This window comes from Gordonia hongkongensis (assembly GCF_023078355.1).
Lineage (GTDB): Bacteria > Actinomycetota > Actinomycetes > Mycobacteriales > Mycobacteriaceae > Gordonia > Gordonia hongkongensis.
The window spans coordinates 2,241,607-2,261,921 of sequence record NZ_CP095552.1; the positions used below are offsets into that span (position 1 = coordinate 2,241,607).

The window sequence follows — 20,315 nt, forward strand, 5'->3', positions numbered from 1 at the left end:
AGGTCAGAACGTCGCCAGCGCCGGGAGCACGAACCCGGCCTCGTGATCGATCTTCAGGGTCGCGATCTCGTCGGCGCGGGTGACCCCGCGGTTCACGATGATCAGCGGCTTGCCGGCGCGGTGCGCGCGCCGCGCGAATCGCAGACCGGACATGACGGTGAGCGACGACCCGACGACCATCAGTGCGTCGGCATCGTCGACCACCGAATAGGACTCGTCCACAACGTCTTTCGTGACCGTCTCGCCGAAGTAGACGATGTCGGGCTTCAGGATGCCGCCGCAGTTCGGGCAGTCGATCATCACGAAGTCGGACGTGTCGGACAGGGTGGCGTCGGCGTCCGGGGCGACCTCGATGGCACCGCGGCCGTTGACCCGGCGCGCGAACTCGGTGTTGATCTCCTCGAGCTGCTCGGCGAGCCGGTGACGGGAGATACGCCAGTCGCAGTTCAGGCAGCGGACACGGCCGTAGCATCCGTGGAGTTCGATGACCCCGCGGGTGCCGGCCTTGGTGTGCAGCATGTCGACGTTCTGGGTGAGCACCCGCGACATCCACCCGCGCTGCTGGAGTTCGGTGAGCGCCAGGTGGGCTCGGTTGGGGATCGCGGCGTCCATGTGCCGCCAGCCGAGGTGGTTGCGCGCCCAGTAGTGGCGTCGGAAGTCCGCCGACGACAGGAACATCTCGAGGGTCATCGGCGTCCGCGGCGGGGAGCCGGGACTCCGGTAGTCGGGGATGCCGGAGTCGGTGGAGATGCCGGCGCCGGTCAGAACCGCGAAACGGCGTCCGGCGAGGATGTCGGCGGCCAGTGCGATCCGGTCCGCGACGTCATCGTCGAGGGGGGTGTGTTCGGCCGGGGCGGAGCCGAGCTGGAGACGAGTACGCACCCTGCCCAGGATAGGCAGGGTGCGTACTGGAGGTGTCTGCGAGAGCCGTCAGGTGACGGGCGTCTCCGCGTGCTTGCCGGCCGGCTGCGGCACGGTCACCAGCGGATACACGCCGTTCTCGTCGTGGACTTCGGTGCCCACGACAGGCGGGTTGAACACGCACAGCATGCGCATCTCGGTGTCGGCGGTGACGGTGTGCCGCTCGTGGCCGTTCAGCAGGTACATCGTGCCCGGCGCGAGCGGATAGGTCTCGCCGGTCTCCCGGTCGAGGAGCGTGCCGGTGCCTTCGACGAGCCAGACGGCCTCGACATGGTTGGCGTAGTGGAACTCGTTGACCGAGCCCGCCTTGATCGTGGTCTCGTGGAACGAGAAGCCCACATTGTCGCCGCCGAGGATGATGCGCTTGGAGACCCAGTTGCCCTTGGGGTCGGCGACGTCGCGGTCGGTCCCGGTGATTTCTTCAGTGGTTCGGACGATCATCCGATCACCTCCTTGACTGCATCGGACAGGATGGACAGGCCGCGGTCGAGGTCCTCGCGCGAGATGGTCAGCGGCGGGAGCAGCTTCACCACCTCGTCGGACGGGCCCGACGTCTCGGCCAGGAGTCCCGCGCCGAAGGCCTGCGCGCAGACCTTGCCCGCGGCGGTATGGTCCTCGAACGCGAGTCCGCGCACCATGCCACGCCCACGGGTGGAGATGCCGTCGTAGCGGTTGCACAGGTCGGTGAAGACCTCGTGGATCCGCTCGCCCTTGGCATGGATGTCGCGGGTCAGTGCGTCGTCGGCCCAGTAGGTCTCGATCGCCTTGGCGGCGGTCACGAAGGCCGGGTTGTTCCCGCGGAAGGTGCCGTTGTGCTCGCCGGGGGTCCACACGTCGAGCTCGGGCTTGAACAGGGTCAGCGCGAACGGCAGCCCGTAGCCGCTGATCGACTTCGACAGGGTGACGATGTCGGGCTTGATGCCGGCTTCCTCGAACGAGAAGAACTCGCCGGTGCGGCCACAGCCCATCTGGACATCGTCGACGATCAGCAGGATGTCGCGACGCTGGCACAGGTCGGAGAGGGCCCGCAGCCACTCGGCACGAGCGACGTTCACGCCGCCCTCGCCCTGGACGGTCTCGACGATGACCGCGGCCGGGCGGTTCAGGCCGCTGCCGGAGTCGTCGAGCACACGCTCGAACCAGGCGAAGTCCTCCATGACGCCGCCGAAGTAGTTGTCGAAGGGCATGGGCGTCGCGTGGACGAGCGGGATACCGGCGCCGGCACGCTTCATCGAGTTACCGGTCACCGACAGCGATCCGAGCGTCATGCCGTGGAAGGCGTTGGTGAAGCTGATGATCGACTCGCGACCGGTCACCTTGCGCGCCAGCTTGAGTGCCGATTCGACGGCATTGGTACCCGTCGGGCCGGGGAACTGGATCTTGTAGTCGAGTCCGCGCGGCTCGAGGATGTGGCTGGTGAACTTCTCGATGAAGTTCCCCTTGGCGACGGTCGCCATGTCGAGACCGTGGGTGATGCCGTCGGACTCGATGTACTCCAGGAGGGCCTTCTTCAGGACCGGGTTGTTGTGGCCGTAGTTCAAGGACCCGGCGCCCGCGAAGAAGTCGAGGTATTCGCGGCCGTCCTGATCGGTGATGTAGGAGCCCTTGGCGGTGGTGAACACAGCCGGCCAGTTACGGCAGTAGCTGCGCACCTCGGATTCGTGGGCGGTGAAGACTGAATCGTCCATGTGGGTGTCGCGAAGTGGCATGTCGTGTGCTTCCTTCTGGTGTGACAACGTGGGGTTCATGTGCCCGGCTCGGGGTCGCGTCATCGCGATCGCCGGGTTCGGCTGAGCCCCACGGGCTGGGGTCGGCCTTTGGTCGGGATGTCATGCGGGACAACCGATTACGGGGTCGGAAAAATAAAAACGCCGCGCGCGTGCCGCATCTGAGGCGTCGGCCCGGTGGTCCAAGACGACGATCGGAGTCGCGCCGGACTCAGGGCTCGGGGATCTCCGGCTCGAGCATGTAGAGATCTTCCGGCTCGTGGGAGTCGGGGAATGTGTTCGCCGCGAACAGGTCTCGACGTTCGAAACGAAGTCTGCGGGCCTTGGCCACCGAGGCGAACAGGCGTTGGGACGGGACGTTGTCCGGGCTGATCGTCGTGTGCATGGCGACCATGCCCTGCCGGTTGACGCGGTCGAACAGCTCGTGCAGCATGGTCGCCGCGATGCCGTGTCCGCGCACCTCGTCGTCGACGGCGACCTGCCAGACCATCAGGGTGGAGGGGTCGCTCTGCCGCCGGTATCCGGTGACGAAACCGACTGCGCGGCCATCGACTTCGGCGACGATCGAGGTGGTGGCGAAATCGTGGCACCACAGCACATAGGAGTAGCTCGAGTTGACGTCGAGAACCTGTGAGTCCGAAGCGATTTCCCAGAGGCGGATACCGTCGTCGACCGTGGGAACCCGGTAATCGACGGTGAGGGTTGTTGTCGGGGCCGTTCTTGTTTGGGAAGGGCTCATAACGCAAACGACGTTAACAATGCGTGTCGTAGAAGTCATGTACCTGCGGAAATTGGTCCGCGGAACGCCTACCTTGTCCCTGTTCAGACACACAATGTGAAGCGGGTCACAAAGACGTGATTCCGGATTGGTTCGGCTGGCTTCCGGGGTTGCAGAATGGCCTCATGACGAGGATCATCGCCGGCCGGTTGGGTGGGCGCCGACTGCGTGTTCCGGGCGAGGGCACCCGGCCCACCTCCGACCGGGTTCGCGAATCGGTGTTCAACATATTGGCCGCCCGATCCGATCTGGACGGACTCTGGGTCCTCGACTTGTACGCGGGTTCGGGGGCGCTGGGTCTCGAGGCGATCTCGCGTGGTGCCGCGGGGGCGACGTTCGTCGACTCCGGGCGCCGGGCCGCCGTCACGATCGCCGCCAACGTGCGGGCCTGTGGGGTGGGCCCGCACGCCACCGTACATACGCGCACGGTGTCGGCCTACCTCGGCGGCGCCGCGGAACGGCGGTTCGGCCTCGTCTTCTCCGATCCGCCGTACGACCTCCGGGCCGACCGGATCACCGCGGACCTGGAGCTGCTGCGGTCGCACCTGGACGACGACGCGCTGATCGTCGTCGAACGCTCGACGCGGTCCACCGGCGAGATCTGGCCATCCGAGTACGAGGTGGTCGTCGACAAGTCCTATGGCGACACCCGGGTGGAGATCGCCCGCCTGGTCTGACCGGTAAGTTCGGGCCATGACGACGGCAGTGTGTCCCGGTTCCTTCGATCCCTTCACCCTCGGCCACCGATACGTGGTGGAACGCGCCGCGGCGTGTTTCGACGAGGTCGTGATCACCGTGGTGGTCAACCCCAACAAGCGCGGCATGTTCGGTGTGGACGAGCGGATCGAACTCATCGAAGAGGACTGTGCGGACCTGGCGAACGTGCGGGTGGACCGATGGGAGGGCCTGCTCGTCGACTACCTGCGGCAGGAGTCCATCCACACCATCGTGAAGGGGCTGCGCTCTGCCGTCGACTTCGACTACGAGGTGCCGATGGCCCAGATGAACCGTGAGCTCGCCGATGTGGAGACGATCTTCCTGCTCACCGACCCACGATTCGCCCACGTCTCGAGCTCGCTGGTGAAGGAGGTGGCGAAGTTGGGGGGAGACGTGACGCCCTTCTTGTCCGCACATGTCCACAAGAGCCTGATGAGCCGGTTGTCCGGCGAGCTCTCGGCCTGACCCATCGGTCGGGCGCGACACACCCCACGCGCTTCACGAGTCACAAGCGCAACATTCGGCACAATAGTCACAGAATCACCAACTGTTGCAACCAGGCAAGCGCCGGATTGGGGTGGCTGTGTACCGGGTATTTGAGGCTCTCGACGAGCTGGTCGCGATCGTCGAAGAGGCGCGGAGTGTGCCGATGACCGCCGGGTGCGTCGTGCCGCGCGGAGACGTGCTGGAACTCCTCGACGACATCAAGGACTCCATCCCCGGCGAACTCGACGACGCGCAGGACGTCCTCGATCAGCGTGACACGCTGATCGGTGATGCCCGCGAGCACGCCGAGACGACAGTGTCCAAGGCGGATTCCGAGTCCGAGGCGGTCCTCGCGCACGCTCGCGCCGAGGCCGACCGGATCCTCTCCGAGGCGAAGGCGCAGGCCGACCGTATGGTCGACGAGGCGAGCGCGCACTCGGGCTCGCTGGTGGAGGACGCCGCCGAGGAGGCACACCGTCTGCAGACCAGCGCGGCGCGCGAATTCGAGGCCGTCACCGGCCGGGCGCGGGCCGAGGCGCAGCGCACCATCGACGCCGCCAACAACTCCTACGACAAGTCGGTGGCCGACGGTATCGCCGAGCAGCAGCGCCTGGTCTCCGAGACCGAGGTCGTCGGTGCGGCGAAGTCCGAGGCCGAGCGGATCATCGACGCCGCGCACGCCGAGGCCGACCGCCTGCGCGGTGACTGTGACGTCTACGTGGACGAGAAGCTCGCCCAGTTCGAGGAGATCCTGACCGGCACGCTGCGATCGGTGAACCGGGGTCGGCACCAGCTGCGGACCGGCGCCGGCATGCACGACTATGTCGAGTACCCCCGTGGTGTCGACGAGTCCGGGCGTGGCGACGGTGCGCGTTCGCGCGAGTCCCGTGGCGACGATCCCCGCTCGCGCGAGACCTCGGCCCGCCACACCTACGACCGCGACCACGGTTCGCCGCTCGCGGTGTGACACGCTCGTCGACCGGGCTGTCCACACGCCGCCGGCGTCGGTCGATCATTCCCGGGTGCGAGCGTATGGTGGGCGTTTGTGGCTGATCATGCTGTGACATCAGAGCCGTCGCACGGTCCCGGTTCTACTCCCAGGCGCGAGCCCTTCGTGCTGGATGTGCGTTCGATGGGACGCCGCCCGGGCACGATGTCGGAGGTGCACCGTACTGTACGGACACCCGAACGGTTGGGCGTCGAGATGGTCGGGATCCCAGCGGATTCCGATGTCGACCTCGACCTCCGTCTGGAGGCGGTGTCCGAGGGAATCCTGGTGACCGGGACGGTGTGCGGTGAAACCGTCGGTCAGTGCTCACGCTGCCTCGAGCCGATCGACGGCACGGTGACGGTCTTCCTCACCGAGTTGTTCGCCTACCCGGACAGCGCGACCGAGCAGACCACCGACGCCGACGACATCCATCGCATCGCCGACGACCGTATCGACCTCGAACAGTCGATCATCGACGCCGTGGCACTCGAACTGCCGATGTCGCCCCTCTGTTCGTCGGACTGCGAGGGTCTGTGCCAGACCTGCGGGGTGCGTCTGGCCATCGCCGAACCGGGTCACTCCCACGAGGTCATCGACCCGCGCTGGGCCGGACTCGCCGACAAGTTCGCCGACCTCGGGAAGGACGATTCGCCGACGGACGGTGCCGCAACCGACCCCGACCCGGAACGACATCGTGACTGAGGCCGTGCGTGCGGACGGTCCGCGTGCGGCCCTGCTCGACGCGCTGGACACCGACATTCCCGACGACCTGCTGACGCTGGCACTGACCCATCGTTCCTACGCGTATGAACACGGCGGTCTGCCGACCAACGAACGTCTGGAGTTCCTCGGGGACTCGGTGCTCGGTGTCGTCATCACCCAGCGTCTCTACCTGCGTTATCCCGATCGACCCGAGGGCGAGCTGGCGAAGATCCGGGCCAGCGTCGTCAACATGCATGCGCTCGCCGACGTCGCGCGTGGCCTCGGGGACGAGGGCGGTCTGGGCAAGTACCTGTTCCTCGGCCGCGGCGAGGAGATGACCGGCGGGCGCGACAAGGACTCGATCCTGGCCGATGGTCTGGAGTCGCTGTTCGGCGCGGTCTTCCTCAGTCACGGACTCGAGACCTCGCAGCGCGTCATCCTGCGTCTGTTCGACGAGCGCCTCGAACGTGCCGGCAACCTCGGCGCGGGGCTGGACTGGAAGACGTCGCTGCAGGAGCTGAGTTCGGAGCGCGGGTTCGGTCCGCCGCAGTATCAGATCAGCGCGACCGGTCCCGACCACAACAAGGAGTTCACCGCGACCGCGCTGGTCGCCGGCGAGAGCCTCGGCGAGGGTGTCGGCCGGACCAAGAAGGAAGCGGAGCAGCAGGCCGCCGCACACGCCTGGAAAGTGCTGACCGAGCGCGCGTCAGCGTCGTGAACCCTTCTCTCAACCGGCTTTTCGCGATCCGTCATGCCTGAACTCCCCGAGGTCGAGACCGTTCGCATCGGTCTCGAGACCCATCTCGTCGGTCGGGCGGTGGCCTCGACCGAGGTTCTTCATCCGCGCGCGGTCCGTCGTCACGCCGGCGGTGAGCCGGATCTGATCGGTCGGCTCGCCGGCAAGCAGGTGACCGGCGTCCGGCGCCGCGGCAAGTACCTGTGGATCGATGTCGCCGACTCCGCCGACCGTGCGGCGCTCGTCGTCCACCTCGGGATGAGTGGCCAGATGCTGATCGCCCGGACCGGAACCCCCGACCACACGCACCTGCGTATCCGCGCGGTCCTCGACGACGAGAACGAACTCCGCTTCGTCGATCAGCGGACCTTCGGGGGTTGGCATCTCGACGACTACACACCCGATGTGTATGCGCCCTCGGGGAGTACGGACACGACCGACCCGTCGCCCGCCGACATCCCGGTCTCGGTGGCGCACATCGCGACCGATCCGTTCGACCCGGACTTCGACCCCGTCCGCGTGGTGGATCGCATGCGCGCCAAGCACTCCGAGATCAAACGGGTCCTCCTGGATCAGACGGTGATCTCCGGCGTCGGCAACATCTACGCCGACGAAGCGCTGTGGCGCGCACGTCTGCACGGCTCGCGGATCGCCGAGACGATCAGTCGCAAGAAACTGCGCGAACTCATCGATGCCGTCACCGACGTGATGGCGGATGCGCTGAAGGTCGGCGGTACCTCGTTCGACGCGCTCTACGTGAACGTCAACGGACAGTCCGGCTACTTCGAGCGGTCCCTGAACGCCTACGGGCGGGCGGGGGAGCCGTGTCGCCGATGCGGCGCGATCATGCGCCGCGAGCAGTTCATGAACCGTGGCTCGTTCTCGTGTCCGCGGTGCCAACGGCCGCCGAAGGCGAACCCGGGCTGACGCGCAGGCGGAGCCGCGCTGGGAACAATCGACGTGCCGGGGCTCTTACTATTGGTCGCGATGCCGGCGGCGCCGGCCGACAACATCTTGAGAGGACCCGCCTCGATGACCACCGAAGCAACTGCCCCCGCCTCCGGGGTTCCCGCCGACCAGGCCCACACCGATCTGTGGGTCGAGCGAACCGGCACGCGCCGGTACACCGGTCGCAGCTCGCGCGGCGCGGAGGTGCTGATCGGCTCGCAGGACGTCGAGGGCGTCTTCACCCCGGGTGAACTTCTCAAGATCGCGCTGGCCGCCTGCACCGGCATGTCGTCGGACCGGCCGCTGGCGCGACGCCTCGGTGACGACTACGACGCGACGATCCGCGTCAGCGGCGACGCCGACCGCGAGAACGAGGTGTACCCGCGCATCGAGGAGATCCTCGAGATCGACCTGTCCGAACTCGAGCCCGACGCCGCGGCCCGGTTGCTCGTCGTCGTCGAACGCGCCATCGACGCGGTGTGCACGGTCGGGCGCACGGTGAAGGCCGGCGCCGAGGTGGATCTGCGGATCGAGACGGAGTGACCGCATGAGCGAGGACGGCACCGACCGCGTCCGGCTCACCGCGCACGTCCACGGGCACGTGCAGGGCGTGGGCTTCCGCTGGTGGACCAGAGCGCGTGCTCTCGAACTCGGGCTCGTCGGCTACGCGTCGAACCAGGCCGACGGCCGGGTGCTGGTCGTTGCCGAGGGGCCACGGGACAAGGCCCTCGCCCTGCTCGACGCGCTGCGGTCGGGAACCACGCCCGGACAGGTGGACCTGGTGGTCGAGCGTGTGGATGAACCGCGCGGGGACCTCGACGGCTTCGTCGAACGGTGAGGAGAGCCGAAACACGTCGCGATGGTGAGTAGTCTGTACCGTCGTGCACCTCAAAAGCCTGACCCTGAAGGGCTTCAAGTCGTTCGCCTCGGCGACGACCCTGCGCTTCGAGCCGGGTATCACGTGCGTCGTCGGCCCCAACGGCTCCGGTAAGTCGAACGTCGTCGACGCCCTGACCTGGGTGATGGGCGAGCAGGGCGCCAAAGCACTGCGCGGCGGGAAGATGCAGGACGTCATCTTCGCCGGCACCTCGGGCCGTCCTCCGCTGGGCCGCGCCGAGGTCACCCTCACCATCGACAACGCCGACGGTGCGCTGCCGATCGAGTACTCCGAGGTGTCCATCACGCGCCGGATGTTCCGCGACGGCGCCGGCGAGTACGAGATCAACGGCAGTTCCTGTCGCCTCATGGACGTGCAGGAGCTGCTGTCGGACTCCGGTATCGGTCGCGAGATGCACGTGATCGTCGGCCAGGGACGGTTGTCGGCGATCCTCGAGTCCCGGCCCGAGGACCGCCGCGCGTTCATCGAAGAGGCGGCCGGGGTCCTCAAACACCGCAAGCGCAAGGAAAAAGCGGTCCGCAAGCTCGACGCGATGCAGGCCAACCTGGCGCGTCTGAACGATCTGACGGCCGAACTCCGTCGTCAGCTCAAACCACTGGGACGCCAGGCCGAGGTCGCCCGCCGGGCCCAGACCGTCCAGGCCGATCTCCGCGACGCACGGTTGCGCCTGGCCGCCGACGACCTCGTCACCCGCCGCGCCGAGATGGCCGAACACGCCGCCGTCGAGGACGAGGTCCGGCGTCGGCAGGACGAGGTGGCCGCCGAACTCGACCGTGCGAACGCGGAAGTGACCGAACACGAACAGCATCTCGCCGAGATCACGCCCGCCGCGGCCGCGGCCAACCGCGCCTGGTTCCGGTTGTCGGCGCTCGCCGAGCGCGTCGACGCGACCCGCCGGGTGGCCGCCGAACGCAGCCGGTACCTCAGCGAGCCGTCGAGCGAGGCGTCCGGGCCCGACCCGGAGGAGCTCGACGAGCAGGCCCACGAGGCCGCCGAACTCGAAGCCGAGCTGACCGAGGGCGTCGAGATCGCCGCCGAACAGCTCGAGAGCGCCCGCGAGGTGCTCGGCGAACGCGAGTCGATAGCGGAGGCGGCCGAGGCGGCTCACCTCGCGGCCGTCCGTGCCATCGCCGACCGTCGCGAGGGTCTGGCGCGCCTCGAAGGGCAGGTGGACAACCTGCGGACGCGTTCGGAGTCGGTCGACGCCGAGGCGCAGCGCCTCACCGCGGCCATCTCGGCCGCCACCGAACGCGCCGAAGTCGCAGTCACGCAACAGGATTCGGCGGCAAGCGAGCTGGCACAGCTGGAAGCCGCCGAACAGGCGCTCGACGAACACCACGAACGATGCGTGGCCGCGCTGAACCTGTCCAACGAGCGCGTGGCCACCTTGCAGGCCGCACACCGCGACGCCGAGCACGCCATCGCCTCCCTGTCGGCCCGGGTGGACGCACTCGCCATGGGACTCGAGCGCGGCGACGGCGGCGCGTGGCTGCTGGAGAACGCGCCCGACGGCCTGCTCGGACCGATGTCGGAGCTGGTCACGGTCGAAGCGGGTTTCGAGACGGCCATCGCCGGGGCGCTCGGACCCGCTGTGGACGGCATCGTCACCGTGGACGGGATCGCCGCGGTGCGGGCGCTGGCGGCCCTGAAGTCGGGCGACGGGGGACGGGCCGCGCTGATCTGCGGCGGACTCACCGGCCCGGACCGATCGAGCGACGTCGCGCTGCCCGACGGGGCGAGGTGGGCGGCCTCGGTGGTCGACACCCGCCCGGAGATCCGCGGGGCGATCGACACCGTCCTGGCCGACACCGTCATCGTCGACGATCCTGCGCAGGGGCTCGAACTCGCCCGCCGTCTCGGCGTGCGCGCAGTGACGCCCGCCGGCGACCGCATCTCGGCGGCGTCGGTCGAGGGCGGTTCGTCGCGCCGCCCCTCCACGTTGGAGGTCCAGTCGGCGATCGATGCCGCGACCGCCGAACTCGCCTCGACCCGCAGGCGCGTCGAAGAACTCGAGGCGGCGCTCGCCGGTGCGCTCACCGAGCAGCACGATCGGCGAGAGGCGGCCGAGGAGGCGCTCGCGGCGCTGCACGAGTCCGACGCCGGCGTCGGCGCCGCGTATGAGCAGATGGCCCGGCTGGGCCAGGAGATCAGAGCCTCGCGTGCCGAGGCCGACAAGCTGACCCGACAGCGGAATCTGCTCGAGAAGGGCCGCGAGGAAACCCTCGAGAACCTGCAGGAACTCACCGAGCGACTGCGTCTCGCCCGCGATGAGTCCGAGGTGGGGACCGAGATGTCCGCCGACGACACCGACCGCGCGAACGCCGCGACAGCCGTCGGCGTGGCACGCAGCGCCGAGATGGAGGCGCGCCTGACCCTGCGGACAGCCGAGGAACGCCTGGCGTCCGTCCGGGGCAAGGCGGACTCGCTGCGGCGGGCCGCCCAGCGCGAGCGCGAAGCACGCGAGCGGGCCCGTCGGCAGGACGAGATCCGACGCCAGGCCGCCGGCGTGGCGGCAGCCGTCGAACGCGCCGGTGCCCAGGTCAGTGAGCGTCTCGCCGCGGCGGTGGCCTCGGCGCAGGCCGGGCGCGACGAACTCGAGGAGATCCGGACCGCCCGCACCGCGACCCTCGACGCGCTCCGGGTCCGGGCGGGCGAACTGACGACCACGCTCAATTCGCTGCGCGACACCGTCCACCGCGACGAGGTGGCGCGGGCCCAGGTCGCGCTGCGGATCGAACAGCTCGAAGAGCAGGTCCTCGAGACCTTCGCGATGGCGCCCGACGATCTGATCGCCGAATACGGTCCCGACGTGCCGATGCCCCCGTCGGCGTTGGAGATGGCCGAGTACGAGCAGGCCCGGGAACGCGGCGAGCAGGTCGTCGCACCGGCCCCGATGCCCTACAACCGGGCGACGCAGGAGGCCCGCGCCAAGAAGGCGCAGAAGGATCTCAACACGCTCGGCAAGGTGAACCCGCTGGCGCTCGAGGAGTTCGCCGCTCTCGAAGAGCGGTACAACTTCCTGTCGTCGCAGCTCGAGGACGTCAAGGCGGCCCGCAACGACCTCCTCGACGTCGTGGAAGAGGTCGACGCCCGGATTCTGCAGGTGTTCACCGAGGCGTACGCCGACGTGGAACGCGAGTTCGGCCAGGTCTTCCAGACCTTATTCCCCGGCGGCGAGGGCCGGCTCGTCCTGACCGAACCCGGCGACATGCTCACGACGGGCATCGAGGTCGAGGCCCGCCCGCCCGGTAAGAAGGTCAAGAGGCTCTCGCTGCTCTCGGGCGGGGAGAAGTCCCTGACGGCGGTCGCGATGCTGGTGGCGATCTTCCGCGCGCGCCCGTCGCCGTTCTACGTCATGGACGAGGTCGAGGCCGCGCTCGACGACACCAACCTGCGGCGACTGATCACGTTGTTCGCCCAACTGCGGGAGAAGTCCCAGCTCATCGTCATCACCCACCAGAAGCCCACGATGGAGGTCGCGGATGCGCTCTACGGAGTCAGCATGCGCGGCGACGGCATCACGACGGTCATCTCGCAACGCATGCGCGGAGTGAACATGCCCGTCGGTCAACAGGAGGACACCAGCCAGTGAACACCGGAATCATCATCGGCATCGTCGTCGCGGTGCTCGTCGTGATCGCGCTGATCGTGCTCGGGCTGGTGCTGTCGCGCCGCCGGCGCATCTCGCTGACCGACGAGCGGCAACCGGAGATCGTCGACGGGACGACCCGCCAGGTCGACCGGTCCGGGGGCTACCAGGCCGGATCGGGGTTCAGCTTCAGTCGCGGGGAGGCCGTGGGTGACACCGCCCTCGCGGAACCGCCGCGACGGAGGCCGGAACCCCCGGCTCCGGAGTCTGCGACGCCGGCACCCGAGGTGGTCCGGCCGCCCGGAGAGCGCACCGATGTCGACGGTCAGCCGGGCGTCGGTGACGACTCCGCGGTGCCGCGGGATTCGATCCGGCGCGGCGTCACCGAGGTGTCGCTGCCCGAGCCGGACACCACCGAACCCGAGACCGCAGAACCTGCCACCGCCCGCCCCGAAACCGTCGAGCCGGAAACCGTCGAGCCCGAGACGGCGGAGCCCGACGTCGCCGAGCCCGCGTCCGCCACTGCCGCACCCGCGCAACCCGAGGTCGCCGAGCCCGAGGTCGCCGAACCCGAACCGGCCACCGCCGAGCCGGCAACGACCGAGCCCGGGACCCGGGTACCCGACGATGTCGCGGAGGCGACCACCGCGCCGCCGCTGGACGAGATCGCGCCGACGGCGGGCCGGATCGGTCGGCTGCGCGGCCGGCTGTCCCGGTCACAGGGCGCGATCGGCAAGGGTGTGCTGGGCCTGCTGGGCGCCGGCGATCTCGACGAGGACAGCTGGGAGGAGATCGAGGACACGCTGGTGATGGCCGATCTCGGTGCGTCCACGACGGCCACCGTCGTCGAGACGCTGCGCACCGAGCTCGCGGCCAACCCGGTCCGCACCGCGGGTGAGGCCCGGGCGTTGCTCAAGCGGGTCCTGGTCGAGCAGCTCGACCCGACGCTCGACCGGTCGATCCGGGCGCTGCCACACGCGGGCCGTCCCGCCGTCGTCCTCGTCGTCGGCGTCAACGGCACCGGCAAGACCACCACGACCGGCAAGCTGGCACGCGTCCTGGTCGCCGACGGGCGTCGTGTCCTGCTCGGCGCGGCGGACACGTTCCGCGCGGCTGCCGCCGACCAGCTGCAGACGTGGGGCGAGCGGGTCGGCGCCGAGATCGTGCGCGGCAAGGAACAGGCCGATCCCGCCGCCGTCGCATTCGACGCGGTCGACCGGGGCATCGAGAGCGGCGTTGACGTGGTCATGATCGACACCGCCGGCCGGCTGCACACCAAGACCGGCCTGATGGACGAGCTGGGCAAGGTCAAGCGCGTCGTGGAGAAGAAGGCGCCGGTCGACGAGGTGCTGCTGGTGCTCGACGCGACCGTCGGACAGAACGGACTGATGCAGGCCCGGGTGTTCGCCGAGGTCGTCAACATCACCGGCGTGGTGCTGACCAAGCTGGACGGCACCGCCAAGGGCGGCATCGTGTTCCACGTACAGAAGGAGCTCGGCGTGCCGGTCAAGCTCGTCGGGCTGGGGGAGGGCGCGGACGACCTCGCGCCCTTCGAACCGGAGGCATTCGTCGACGCACTGCTCTGACGCTGTAGACGCTGCCGTGAAGTCGGGATCTGTGATCGGAAATACCGGGTCAGACATCGTCCACGGAGTCTGAGAGACAGCTCAGAGCCGAACTGGGACGTTACATGGGCGAAATACAAACCGCTCAGGGGGTTACGCGCCCGAAACGTCAGGGCACCACGGCTGAAACCGACTGCCGACAATCTCTTTGGAGGCGCCGAGCCGTCGGCGCATCCTGAGGAGGTTTCGTAGTGGAGTTGGCTCAGTTGCCAAACGAATCGTTTGGCCCGATAGACACGGGCAACACGGCATTCATGCTCGTGTCAGCCGCCATGGTGTTGCTGATGACCCCGGGCCTCGCGTTCTTCTACGGGGGGTTGGCGCGAGGCAAGTCCGTCCTGAACATGATGATGATGTCCTTCGGCGCGCTGGCGTCGATCAGCGTCGTGTACGTGCTGTGGGGCTTCTCGATGTCGTTCAGCGACGGGATCACCGGCAGCAGCGACATCGGCGGGATCTTCGCGAACCCGTTCGCGCTGTTCGGCTCCGACCAGCTGATGAGCACCATCGGCGAGGGCGACACCGAGCAGTACGTCACCGGCGGTCTGTCGATCCCGGCGATCGTCTTCATGGGATTCCAGCTGACCTTCGCGGTCATCACCGTCGCCCTCATCAGCGGTGCGCTCGCCGAACGCGTCAAGTTCTCCACCTGGATGGTCTTCACCGTCCTGTGGGCGACGATCGTGTACTTCCCGCTGTCCCACATGGTCTGGGGCGGGCTCGTCGGTGGCGGCGGCCTCCTCGGCGGCGGTGAGGACGGTCTGGCGGCCAAGATGTTCGGGACCGACGAGGAAGGTGCGGCCAACGTCGCGCCGATCGACTTCGCCGGTGGCACGGTCGTGCACATCAACGCCGGTATCGCGGCGCTGGTCCTGGTTCTCATCATCGGCAAGCGCGTCGGCTTCGGCCGCACCGCCTACCGTCCGCACAACATCCCGTTCGTGATGCTGGGCGCAGCACTTCTCTGGTTCGGCTGGTTCGGGTTCAACGTCGGCTCCGAGCTGGGCGCCGATCTGCTCGCCGGTCAGGTGTGGGTCAACACCACCGCTGCCACCGCCGCGGCGATCCTCGGCTGGCTCGCGGTGGAGATCATCCGTGACAAGCACGCCACCAGCGTCGGCGCCGCCTCGGGTGTGGTCGCCGGTCTGGTCGCCATCACCCCCGCGTGTGGTTCGCTGACCCCGGTCGGCTCGCTCATCCTCGGTGTCATCGCGGGTGCTCTCGCCGCCGTCGCGATCGGCCTGAAGAACAAGTTCGGCTACGACGACTCGCTCGACGTCGTCGGTGTCCACCTCGTCGCCGGCCTCTGGGGCACGGTGGCCATCGGCCTGATCGGCGAGGACGTGGGCCTCTTCTGGGGCGGAGATTACAAGCAGCTGGTGGTCCAGGTCGTGATCGCCTTGTTCGCCCTCGTGTTCACCGGTGTTCTCACCGCGATCATCGCCCTGGTGCTCAAGCCGCTGGGTTGGCGCGTCAGCGACGAGGACGAGAAGAGCGGCATCGACGAGGCGGAACACGCCGAGACGGCCTATGAGCTGGCATGACGCTCGAAGCCATTCGCTACTACGCTGAATCCTGTGGAGAGGGATAACTAATGAAGCTGATCACTGCAATCGTCAAGCCGTTCACGCTCGAGGATGTCAAAGCCGGGTTGGAGCAGGCCGGCATCCTGGGCATGACCGTGAGTGAGGTCCAGGGCTACGGCCGCCAGAAGGGTCACACCGAGGTCTATCGCGGCGCCGAGTACTCGGTCGACTTCGTACCCAAGGTCCGCGTCGAGGTCGTGGTGGACGACGCCGCCGTGGACAAGGTCGTCGACGTGATCGTCGAGGCCGCCCGGACCGGCAAGATCGGTGACGGCAAGGTGTGGGTCTCGCCGGTCGAGTCCGTGGTTCGCGTCCGAACCGGCGAGCGCGGTGGCGACGCACTGTAGCGAGCCCGCCGAGGCGTCGACGAATTCCCGGTGAACGGCCCCGTGCCCGACGACCAGTCGGGCGCGGGGCCGTCGGAGTTCCACACCTCGTATTCCTTTCTCTCCCACACACTTTGGAGGCAGTCGTAAGCGCCGCAGACCTGGCCAAGACCCGACGGCAACTCACCGAATCCGGCCGATCGGGAAAACTCGACGCACCGGCATTGCGCCAGGTGCTCGTCGACCTGCACGAATTCTGGCTGACCAGCAAGGGCGCGGAACTCGGCATCAAGCCGCACAGCGGGTTCGCGATCGTCGCCGTGGGCGGACTCGGTCGCGGTGAGATGCTCCCGTATTCCGACCTCGATCTGATCCTGCTGCACGACGACATGCCCGCCGAGCGGGTGTCCGAGGTCGCCGACGGACTCTGGTACCCGTTGTGGGACGCCAACATCCCGCTCGACCACAGTGTGCGGACGGTGCCGCAGGCGCTGCAGGTCGCCGGCGACGACGTCACCGCGGCCCTCGGCCTCCTCGAGGCGCGCCACATAGCCGGCGACGAGGATCTGTCCACGTTGCTGATCGGCGGGGTCCGCCAGCAGTGGCGCAACGACATCCGCAATCGGTTCCCCGAGGTGGTCACGCACGCGCAGGACCGCTGGCGGCGAGCCGGCGACATCGCACATCGCGCCGAACCCGACCTCAAGAGCGGCCGGGGCGGCCTGCGTGACGTCCAGCTCCTGGGGGCGCTGGCGATCGCCCAGCTCACCAGCGGGATGGCGAGCCTGCGACCCGATTCGCCCGGTGCCGGACCGCAGGTCGCCTACACGCGGCTCCTCGACATCCGTACCGAACTGCACCGCATCGCCGGGCGTCCCCGCGAGCACGTGCAGGCCCAGGACGCCGACGAGATCGGGGCGGCCCTCCGGATCGGGGACCGGTTCGATCTCGCCCGCGTCATCAGCGACTCGGCCCGCACCATCAGCTACTCCATCGACGTCGGCCTGCGGACCGCGGGCAACGCCCTGCCGCGTCGCGGTCTTGCCAAGCTGCGGCGTTCGCCGCTGCGCCGTCCGCTCGACGAGGGCGTCGTCGAGCACAGCGGAGAGATCGTGTTGGCGCGCAACGCGATTCCGAGCAAAGACCCGGGACTCATCTTGCGGGTGGCCGCCGCGTCGGCCCGAACCGGCCTCCCGATCAGCGCGTCGACGCTGAGCAGGCTGGCCGACTACGCGCCGGAACTGCGTGAGCCGTGGCCGGCCGAAGCACTCAGCGACCTGCTGGTCCTGCTCAGTTCGGGACATCACATGGTCGACCCGATCGAGGCACTCGACCGCACCGGCCTGTGGGGCCGGCTCCTGCCGGAATGGGGTGCGGTGCGCGACCTCCCGCCGCGCGATGCCATCCACACCTGGACCGTCGACCGGCATCTCGTGGAAACCGCGGCGTACGCGAGTGCGATGACCACCCGGGTGTCCCGGCCCGACCTGCTCGTCCTCGGTGCGTTGATCCATGACCTCGGCAAGGGCCGGGGTGCCGACCACAGCATCGTCGGCGCCGATCTGGCGGTTCAGGTCGGCAATCGGTTCGGGCTCTGGCCGCAGGATGTGGCGATCCTCTCCGACATGGTGCGGCACCACCTGCTGCTGCCGCAGGTCGCCACCCGCCGGGACCTCGACGACCCGGCCACCGCCGAGTCGGTCGCCGACACCCTGGGACACAACCGGGTGCTGTTGGAACTGCTTGCCGCACTTGCCGAAGCGGATTCGCTGGCCACCGGCCCGGGGGTGTGGGGGGAGTGGAAGGCCTCGCTCATCCACGACCTCGTCCGCCGGTCGATGCGACTCATCGACGGCGAAGAGCCGAGCGCGCCCGAGCCGCTGACGGCCGAGGACCTGGCCACGGCGGCGGAAGGGGACTACGCGGTCCGGCTCGTCCGGGCCGACGGACAACACACGTACCGCGTCACCATGGTGGCGCCGGATCAACCCGGCCTGCTGTCGAAGATGGCCGGGGTCCTCGCCCTGGGCGGGTTGCGGTCCCACTCGGCGTGTGCCCAGAGCGCCGACGGGAAGGCGATCAACTCGTTCCTGGTCGTCCCGATGTTCGGCAGTCCGCCCGATGCCGGCCTGCTGCGCCAGCAGCTGATCGCGGCCGTCGACGGCAAGATCGATGTCCTCGCGCGGCTCGACGCGCGCGAGCGGGACTCACCGATCCCGACGATCGGCACCGTCACCACGATTCCCGGCACCGTGGTGACCATCGGCGCCAGCGCCGGGAGCACCGATCCCGAGGTCGACGGGGCCGGGCATCCGAAGAACGCGGTACCCGCGCTCTTCGCCGTGGCGCCACCGCGGGTGACGTGGCTGGACGCCCCGGAGGGGGAAGCGGTGCTGGAGGTCCGTTCCGACGACCGGATCGGCCTGCTCAGCCGGGTCAGTGCCATCCTGGAACGCCACGGCGCCGACATCCGGTGGGCCAAGGTGGCGACCCTGGGCGCCACCGGGGTCGACATCTTCGGCCTGCGGCTGGCGACCGACACCGAGGACGCACGGGCAAAGCTGGCCGAGGCCGTCGTCGCGGTCTGCCCGCCGCCGCAGCCGGCGCGCGAGGAGGACGGCGACGGACCGCAGTCCTACGGCGGGACGGGACGGTCCGGAGTGCCGATCTCCTAGATGTTTCGTCTCGGGACCCGCATGGAAGGATGGGACCCATGTTCGATTCCCTCTCCGACCGGTTGACCGGTGCCCTGAAGGATCTGCGTGGCAAGGGGCGGCTGTCCGACGCCGACATCGACCGCACCTGCCGCGAGATCCGGCTCGCCCTGCTCGAGGCGGACGTCTCGCTCGCGGTGGTCCGGTCCTTCATCGCCCGGATCAAGGAGCGCGCCAAGGGTGCCGAGGTCTCCGCGGCACTCAACCCGGCGCAGACGGTCGTCAAGATCGTCAACGAGGAACTCATCGGAATCCTCGGCGGGGAGACGCGGCGGGTGCGGTTCGCCAAGAACCCCCCGACCGTCATCATGTTGGCCGGTCTCCAGGGTGCCGGTAAGACGACACTCGCCGGAAAGCTGGGCAACTGGCTCAAGCAGCAGGGTCACACCCCGCTGCTCGTCGCCTGTGACCTGCAGCGTCCGGGCGCGGTCTCACAGCTGCAGATCGTCGGCGAGCGCGCCGGCGTACCGGTCTTCGCGCCGCATCCGGGCACGAGCGTCGGCGGCGAGGGTGTGCTCGGTGTGACCTCGGGCGATCCGGTCTCGGTCGCGCAGGCCGGTGTCGACGAGGCGCGGAGCAAGCACTACGACGTGGTGGTCATCGACACCGCCGGCCGGCTCGGCATCGACGCCGAACTGATGAAGCAGGCCTCCGACATCCGCGACGCCACCTCGCCCGACGAGGTGCTGTTCGTCGTCGACGCGATGATCGGTCAGGACGCCGTCACCACCGCCGAGGCCTTCCAGGAGGGTGTGGGCTTCACCGGCGTCGTGCTGACCAAGCTCGACGGCGATGCGCGCGGCGGTGCGGCGTTGTCGGTACGCGAGGTGACCGGCCAACCGATCATGTTCGCGTCCTCGGGCGAGAAGCTCGAGGACTTCGACGTCTTCCATCCCGACCGCATGGCCAGCCGCATCCTCGGCATGGGCGACGTGTTGTCGCTCATCGAGCAGGCCGAACAGCACTGGGATGCGCAGCAAGCCGAGGCCGCGGCCGCCAAGATCACCCAGGGCGAGCTGACCCTCGAGGACTTCCTCGAGCAGATGCTGATGATCCGCAAGATGGGCCCCATCGGCAACATCCTGGGGATGTTGCCCGGCGCCGGCCAGATGAAGGACGTGCTGTCGCAGGTCGACGACAAGCAGCTCGACCGCGTGCAGGCGATCATCCGCGGCATGACCCCCGCCGAGCGCGACAACCCGAAGATCATCAACGCCTCACGCCGGATCCGGATCGCCAACGGGTCGGGTGTGACCGTCAGCGAGGTCAACCAGCTCGTCGACCGGTTCTTCGAGGCCCGCAAGATGATGGCGCAGATGTCGGGTCGCATGGGCATGGGCGCGATGAACCGCAAGTCCAACCGCAAGGGCAAGAAGGGCAAGAAGGGCAAGAGCCGCGGCCCCACCCCGCCGAAGGCGGCGCGCGGCGGCTTCCCGGGTATGCCCGGAGGCATGCCGGCCGGGTTCCCGGACCTGTCGAACATGCCGGCCGGTCTCGATCAGCTGCCCCCGGGTCTCGAGGGCATCGACGTGTCGCAGTTCCAGCAGCCCAAGAAGAAGAAATGACGGTGG

At 68.6% G+C, this 20,315-nt stretch carries 18 protein-coding genes; 14 read left to right on the top strand and 4 right to left on the bottom strand.

The window, feature by feature from the left end; genetic code table 11:
* Positions 1-3: 3 nt before the first annotated feature.
* From MVF96_RS10125 to ectA, 4 genes are all read right to left on the bottom strand, one after another.
* On the bottom strand, positions 4-882 hold the full coding sequence (locus MVF96_RS10125; RefSeq protein WP_247451933.1) for a Sir2 family NAD-dependent protein deacetylase: 879 nt from the start codon (positions 880-882) through the stop codon (positions 4-6).
* Positions 883-930: 48 nt separating this feature from the next.
* Positions 931-1,362: an ectoine synthase gene (locus MVF96_RS10130; RefSeq protein WP_058250063.1), complete on the bottom strand. Its 432-nt coding sequence runs from the start codon at positions 1,360-1,362 to the stop codon at positions 931-933.
* Complete coding sequence (gene ectB, locus MVF96_RS10135; RefSeq protein WP_247451934.1) at positions 1,359-2,630, bottom strand: diaminobutyrate--2-oxoglutarate transaminase; 1,272 nt, start codon at positions 2,628-2,630, stop codon at positions 1,359-1,361. Before ectB ends, MVF96_RS10130 begins: the two co-directional genes overlap by 4 nt.
* Positions 2,631-2,859: 229 nt before the next feature.
* The gene (gene ectA / locus MVF96_RS10140) at positions 2,860-3,387 is read right to left on the bottom strand and encodes a diaminobutyrate acetyltransferase (RefSeq protein WP_247451935.1); all 528 of its coding nucleotides are present in this window, start codon (positions 3,385-3,387) and stop codon (positions 2,860-2,862) included.
* A gap of 164 nt (positions 3,388-3,551) precedes the next feature.
* Here ectA and rsmD point away from each other — a divergent pair, with 164 nt between their 5' ends.
* From rsmD to ffh, 14 genes are all read left to right on the top strand, one after another.
* The gene (gene rsmD / locus MVF96_RS10145) at positions 3,552-4,103 is read left to right on the top strand and encodes a 16S rRNA (guanine(966)-N(2))-methyltransferase RsmD (protein WP_065629001.1); all 552 of its coding nucleotides are present in this window, start codon (positions 3,552-3,554) and stop codon (positions 4,101-4,103) included.
* A gap of 16 nt (positions 4,104-4,119) precedes the next feature.
* Positions 4,120-4,608 carry a pantetheine-phosphate adenylyltransferase gene (coaD, locus tag MVF96_RS10150; protein ID WP_078112235.1) on the top strand — a complete coding sequence of 163 codons (489 nt, stop codon included), beginning with the start codon at positions 4,120-4,122 and terminating at the stop codon, positions 4,606-4,608.
* Between the two features lie 118 nt (positions 4,609-4,726).
* The gene (locus MVF96_RS10155; protein ID WP_058250067.1) at positions 4,727-5,596 is read left to right on the top strand and encodes a DivIVA domain-containing protein; all 870 of its coding nucleotides are present in this window, start codon (positions 4,727-4,729) and stop codon (positions 5,594-5,596) included.
* Positions 5,597-5,689: 93 nt separating this feature from the next.
* Positions 5,690-6,322: a YceD family protein gene (locus MVF96_RS10160; RefSeq protein WP_247452087.1), complete on the top strand. Its 633-nt coding sequence runs from the start codon at positions 5,690-5,692 to the stop codon at positions 6,320-6,322.
* A complete protein-coding gene (rnc, locus tag MVF96_RS10165; RefSeq protein ID WP_065628999.1) occupies positions 6,315-7,040 on the top strand; it encodes a ribonuclease III in 726 nt (241 codons plus the stop codon). Before MVF96_RS10160 ends, rnc begins: the two co-directional genes overlap by 8 nt.
* A 33-nt stretch (positions 7,041-7,073) precedes the next feature.
* Complete coding sequence (mutM, locus tag MVF96_RS10170; protein WP_247451936.1) at positions 7,074-7,985, top strand: bifunctional DNA-formamidopyrimidine glycosylase/DNA-(apurinic or apyrimidinic site) lyase; 912 nt, start codon at positions 7,074-7,076, stop codon at positions 7,983-7,985.
* A gap of 105 nt (positions 7,986-8,090) precedes the next feature.
* Positions 8,091-8,549 (top strand): OsmC family protein, encoded by a 459-nt coding sequence (locus tag MVF96_RS10175; protein ID WP_058250071.1) that lies wholly within the window; start codon positions 8,091-8,093, stop codon positions 8,547-8,549.
* A 4-nt stretch (positions 8,550-8,553) separates the two neighbouring features.
* Entirely contained in the window at positions 8,554-8,844 is a 291-nt protein-coding gene (locus MVF96_RS10180; RefSeq protein ID WP_068972345.1) for an acylphosphatase, read from the top strand.
* A 43-nt stretch (positions 8,845-8,887) separates the two neighbouring features.
* Positions 8,888-12,496, top strand: a complete 3,609-nt coding sequence (gene smc, locus MVF96_RS10185; protein ID WP_247451937.1) for a chromosome segregation protein SMC — start codon at positions 8,888-8,890, stop codon at positions 12,494-12,496.
* Positions 12,493-14,079, top strand: coding sequence for a signal recognition particle-docking protein FtsY (gene ftsY / locus MVF96_RS10190; protein WP_247451938.1), 1,587 nt, complete (start codon positions 12,493-12,495; stop codon positions 14,077-14,079). The genes smc and ftsY overlap by 4 nt, the downstream gene beginning before the upstream one ends.
* Before the next feature lie 230 nt (positions 14,080-14,309).
* The gene (locus MVF96_RS10195) at positions 14,310-15,662 is read left to right on the top strand and encodes an ammonium transporter (protein ID WP_171011577.1); all 1,353 of its coding nucleotides are present in this window, start codon (positions 14,310-14,312) and stop codon (positions 15,660-15,662) included.
* Between the two features lie 50 nt (positions 15,663-15,712).
* The gene (locus MVF96_RS10200) at positions 15,713-16,051 is read left to right on the top strand and encodes a P-II family nitrogen regulator (RefSeq protein ID WP_004572306.1); all 339 of its coding nucleotides are present in this window, start codon (positions 15,713-15,715) and stop codon (positions 16,049-16,051) included.
* A gap of 113 nt (positions 16,052-16,164) precedes the next feature.
* Positions 16,165-18,705, top strand: coding sequence for a [protein-PII] uridylyltransferase (locus MVF96_RS10205; protein WP_058250076.1), 2,541 nt, complete (start codon positions 16,165-16,167; stop codon positions 18,703-18,705).
* A 38-nt stretch (positions 18,706-18,743) separates the two neighbouring features.
* Positions 18,744-20,309 (top strand): signal recognition particle protein, encoded by a 1,566-nt coding sequence (gene ffh / locus MVF96_RS10210; RefSeq protein WP_068972354.1) that lies wholly within the window; start codon positions 18,744-18,746, stop codon positions 20,307-20,309.
* The last annotated feature ends 6 nt before the right edge of the window (positions 20,310-20,315 follow it).

Excerpts from the sequence above, each read along its gene's own strand:
- ectA (WP_247451935.1), bottom strand. The coding sequence starts at position 3,387 with ATGAGCCCTTCCCAAACAAGAACGGCCCCGACAACAACCCTCACCGTC.
- MVF96_RS10180 (WP_068972345.1), top strand. The coding sequence starts at position 8,554 with ATGAGCGAGGACGGCACCGACCGCGTCCGGCTCACCGCGCACGTCCAC.
- MVF96_RS10130 (WP_058250063.1), bottom strand. The coding sequence starts at position 1,362 with ATGATCGTCCGAACCACTGAAGAAATCACCGGGACCGACCGCGACGTC.
- rsmD (WP_065629001.1), top strand. The coding sequence starts at position 3,552 with ATGACGAGGATCATCGCCGGCCGGTTGGGTGGGCGCCGACTGCGTGTT.
- MVF96_RS10200 (WP_004572306.1), top strand. The coding sequence starts at position 15,713 with ATGAAGCTGATCACTGCAATCGTCAAGCCGTTCACGCTCGAGGATGTC.
- ectB (WP_247451934.1), bottom strand. The coding sequence starts at position 2,630 with ATGCCACTTCGCGACACCCACATGGACGATTCAGTCTTCACCGCCCAC.
- mutM (WP_247451936.1), top strand. The coding sequence starts at position 7,074 with ATGCCTGAACTCCCCGAGGTCGAGACCGTTCGCATCGGTCTCGAGACC.
- MVF96_RS10175 (WP_058250071.1), top strand. The coding sequence starts at position 8,091 with ATGACCACCGAAGCAACTGCCCCCGCCTCCGGGGTTCCCGCCGACCAG.
- ffh (WP_068972354.1), top strand. The coding sequence starts at position 18,744 with ATGTTCGATTCCCTCTCCGACCGGTTGACCGGTGCCCTGAAGGATCTG.
- coaD (WP_078112235.1), top strand. The coding sequence starts at position 4,120 with ATGACGACGGCAGTGTGTCCCGGTTCCTTCGATCCCTTCACCCTCGGC.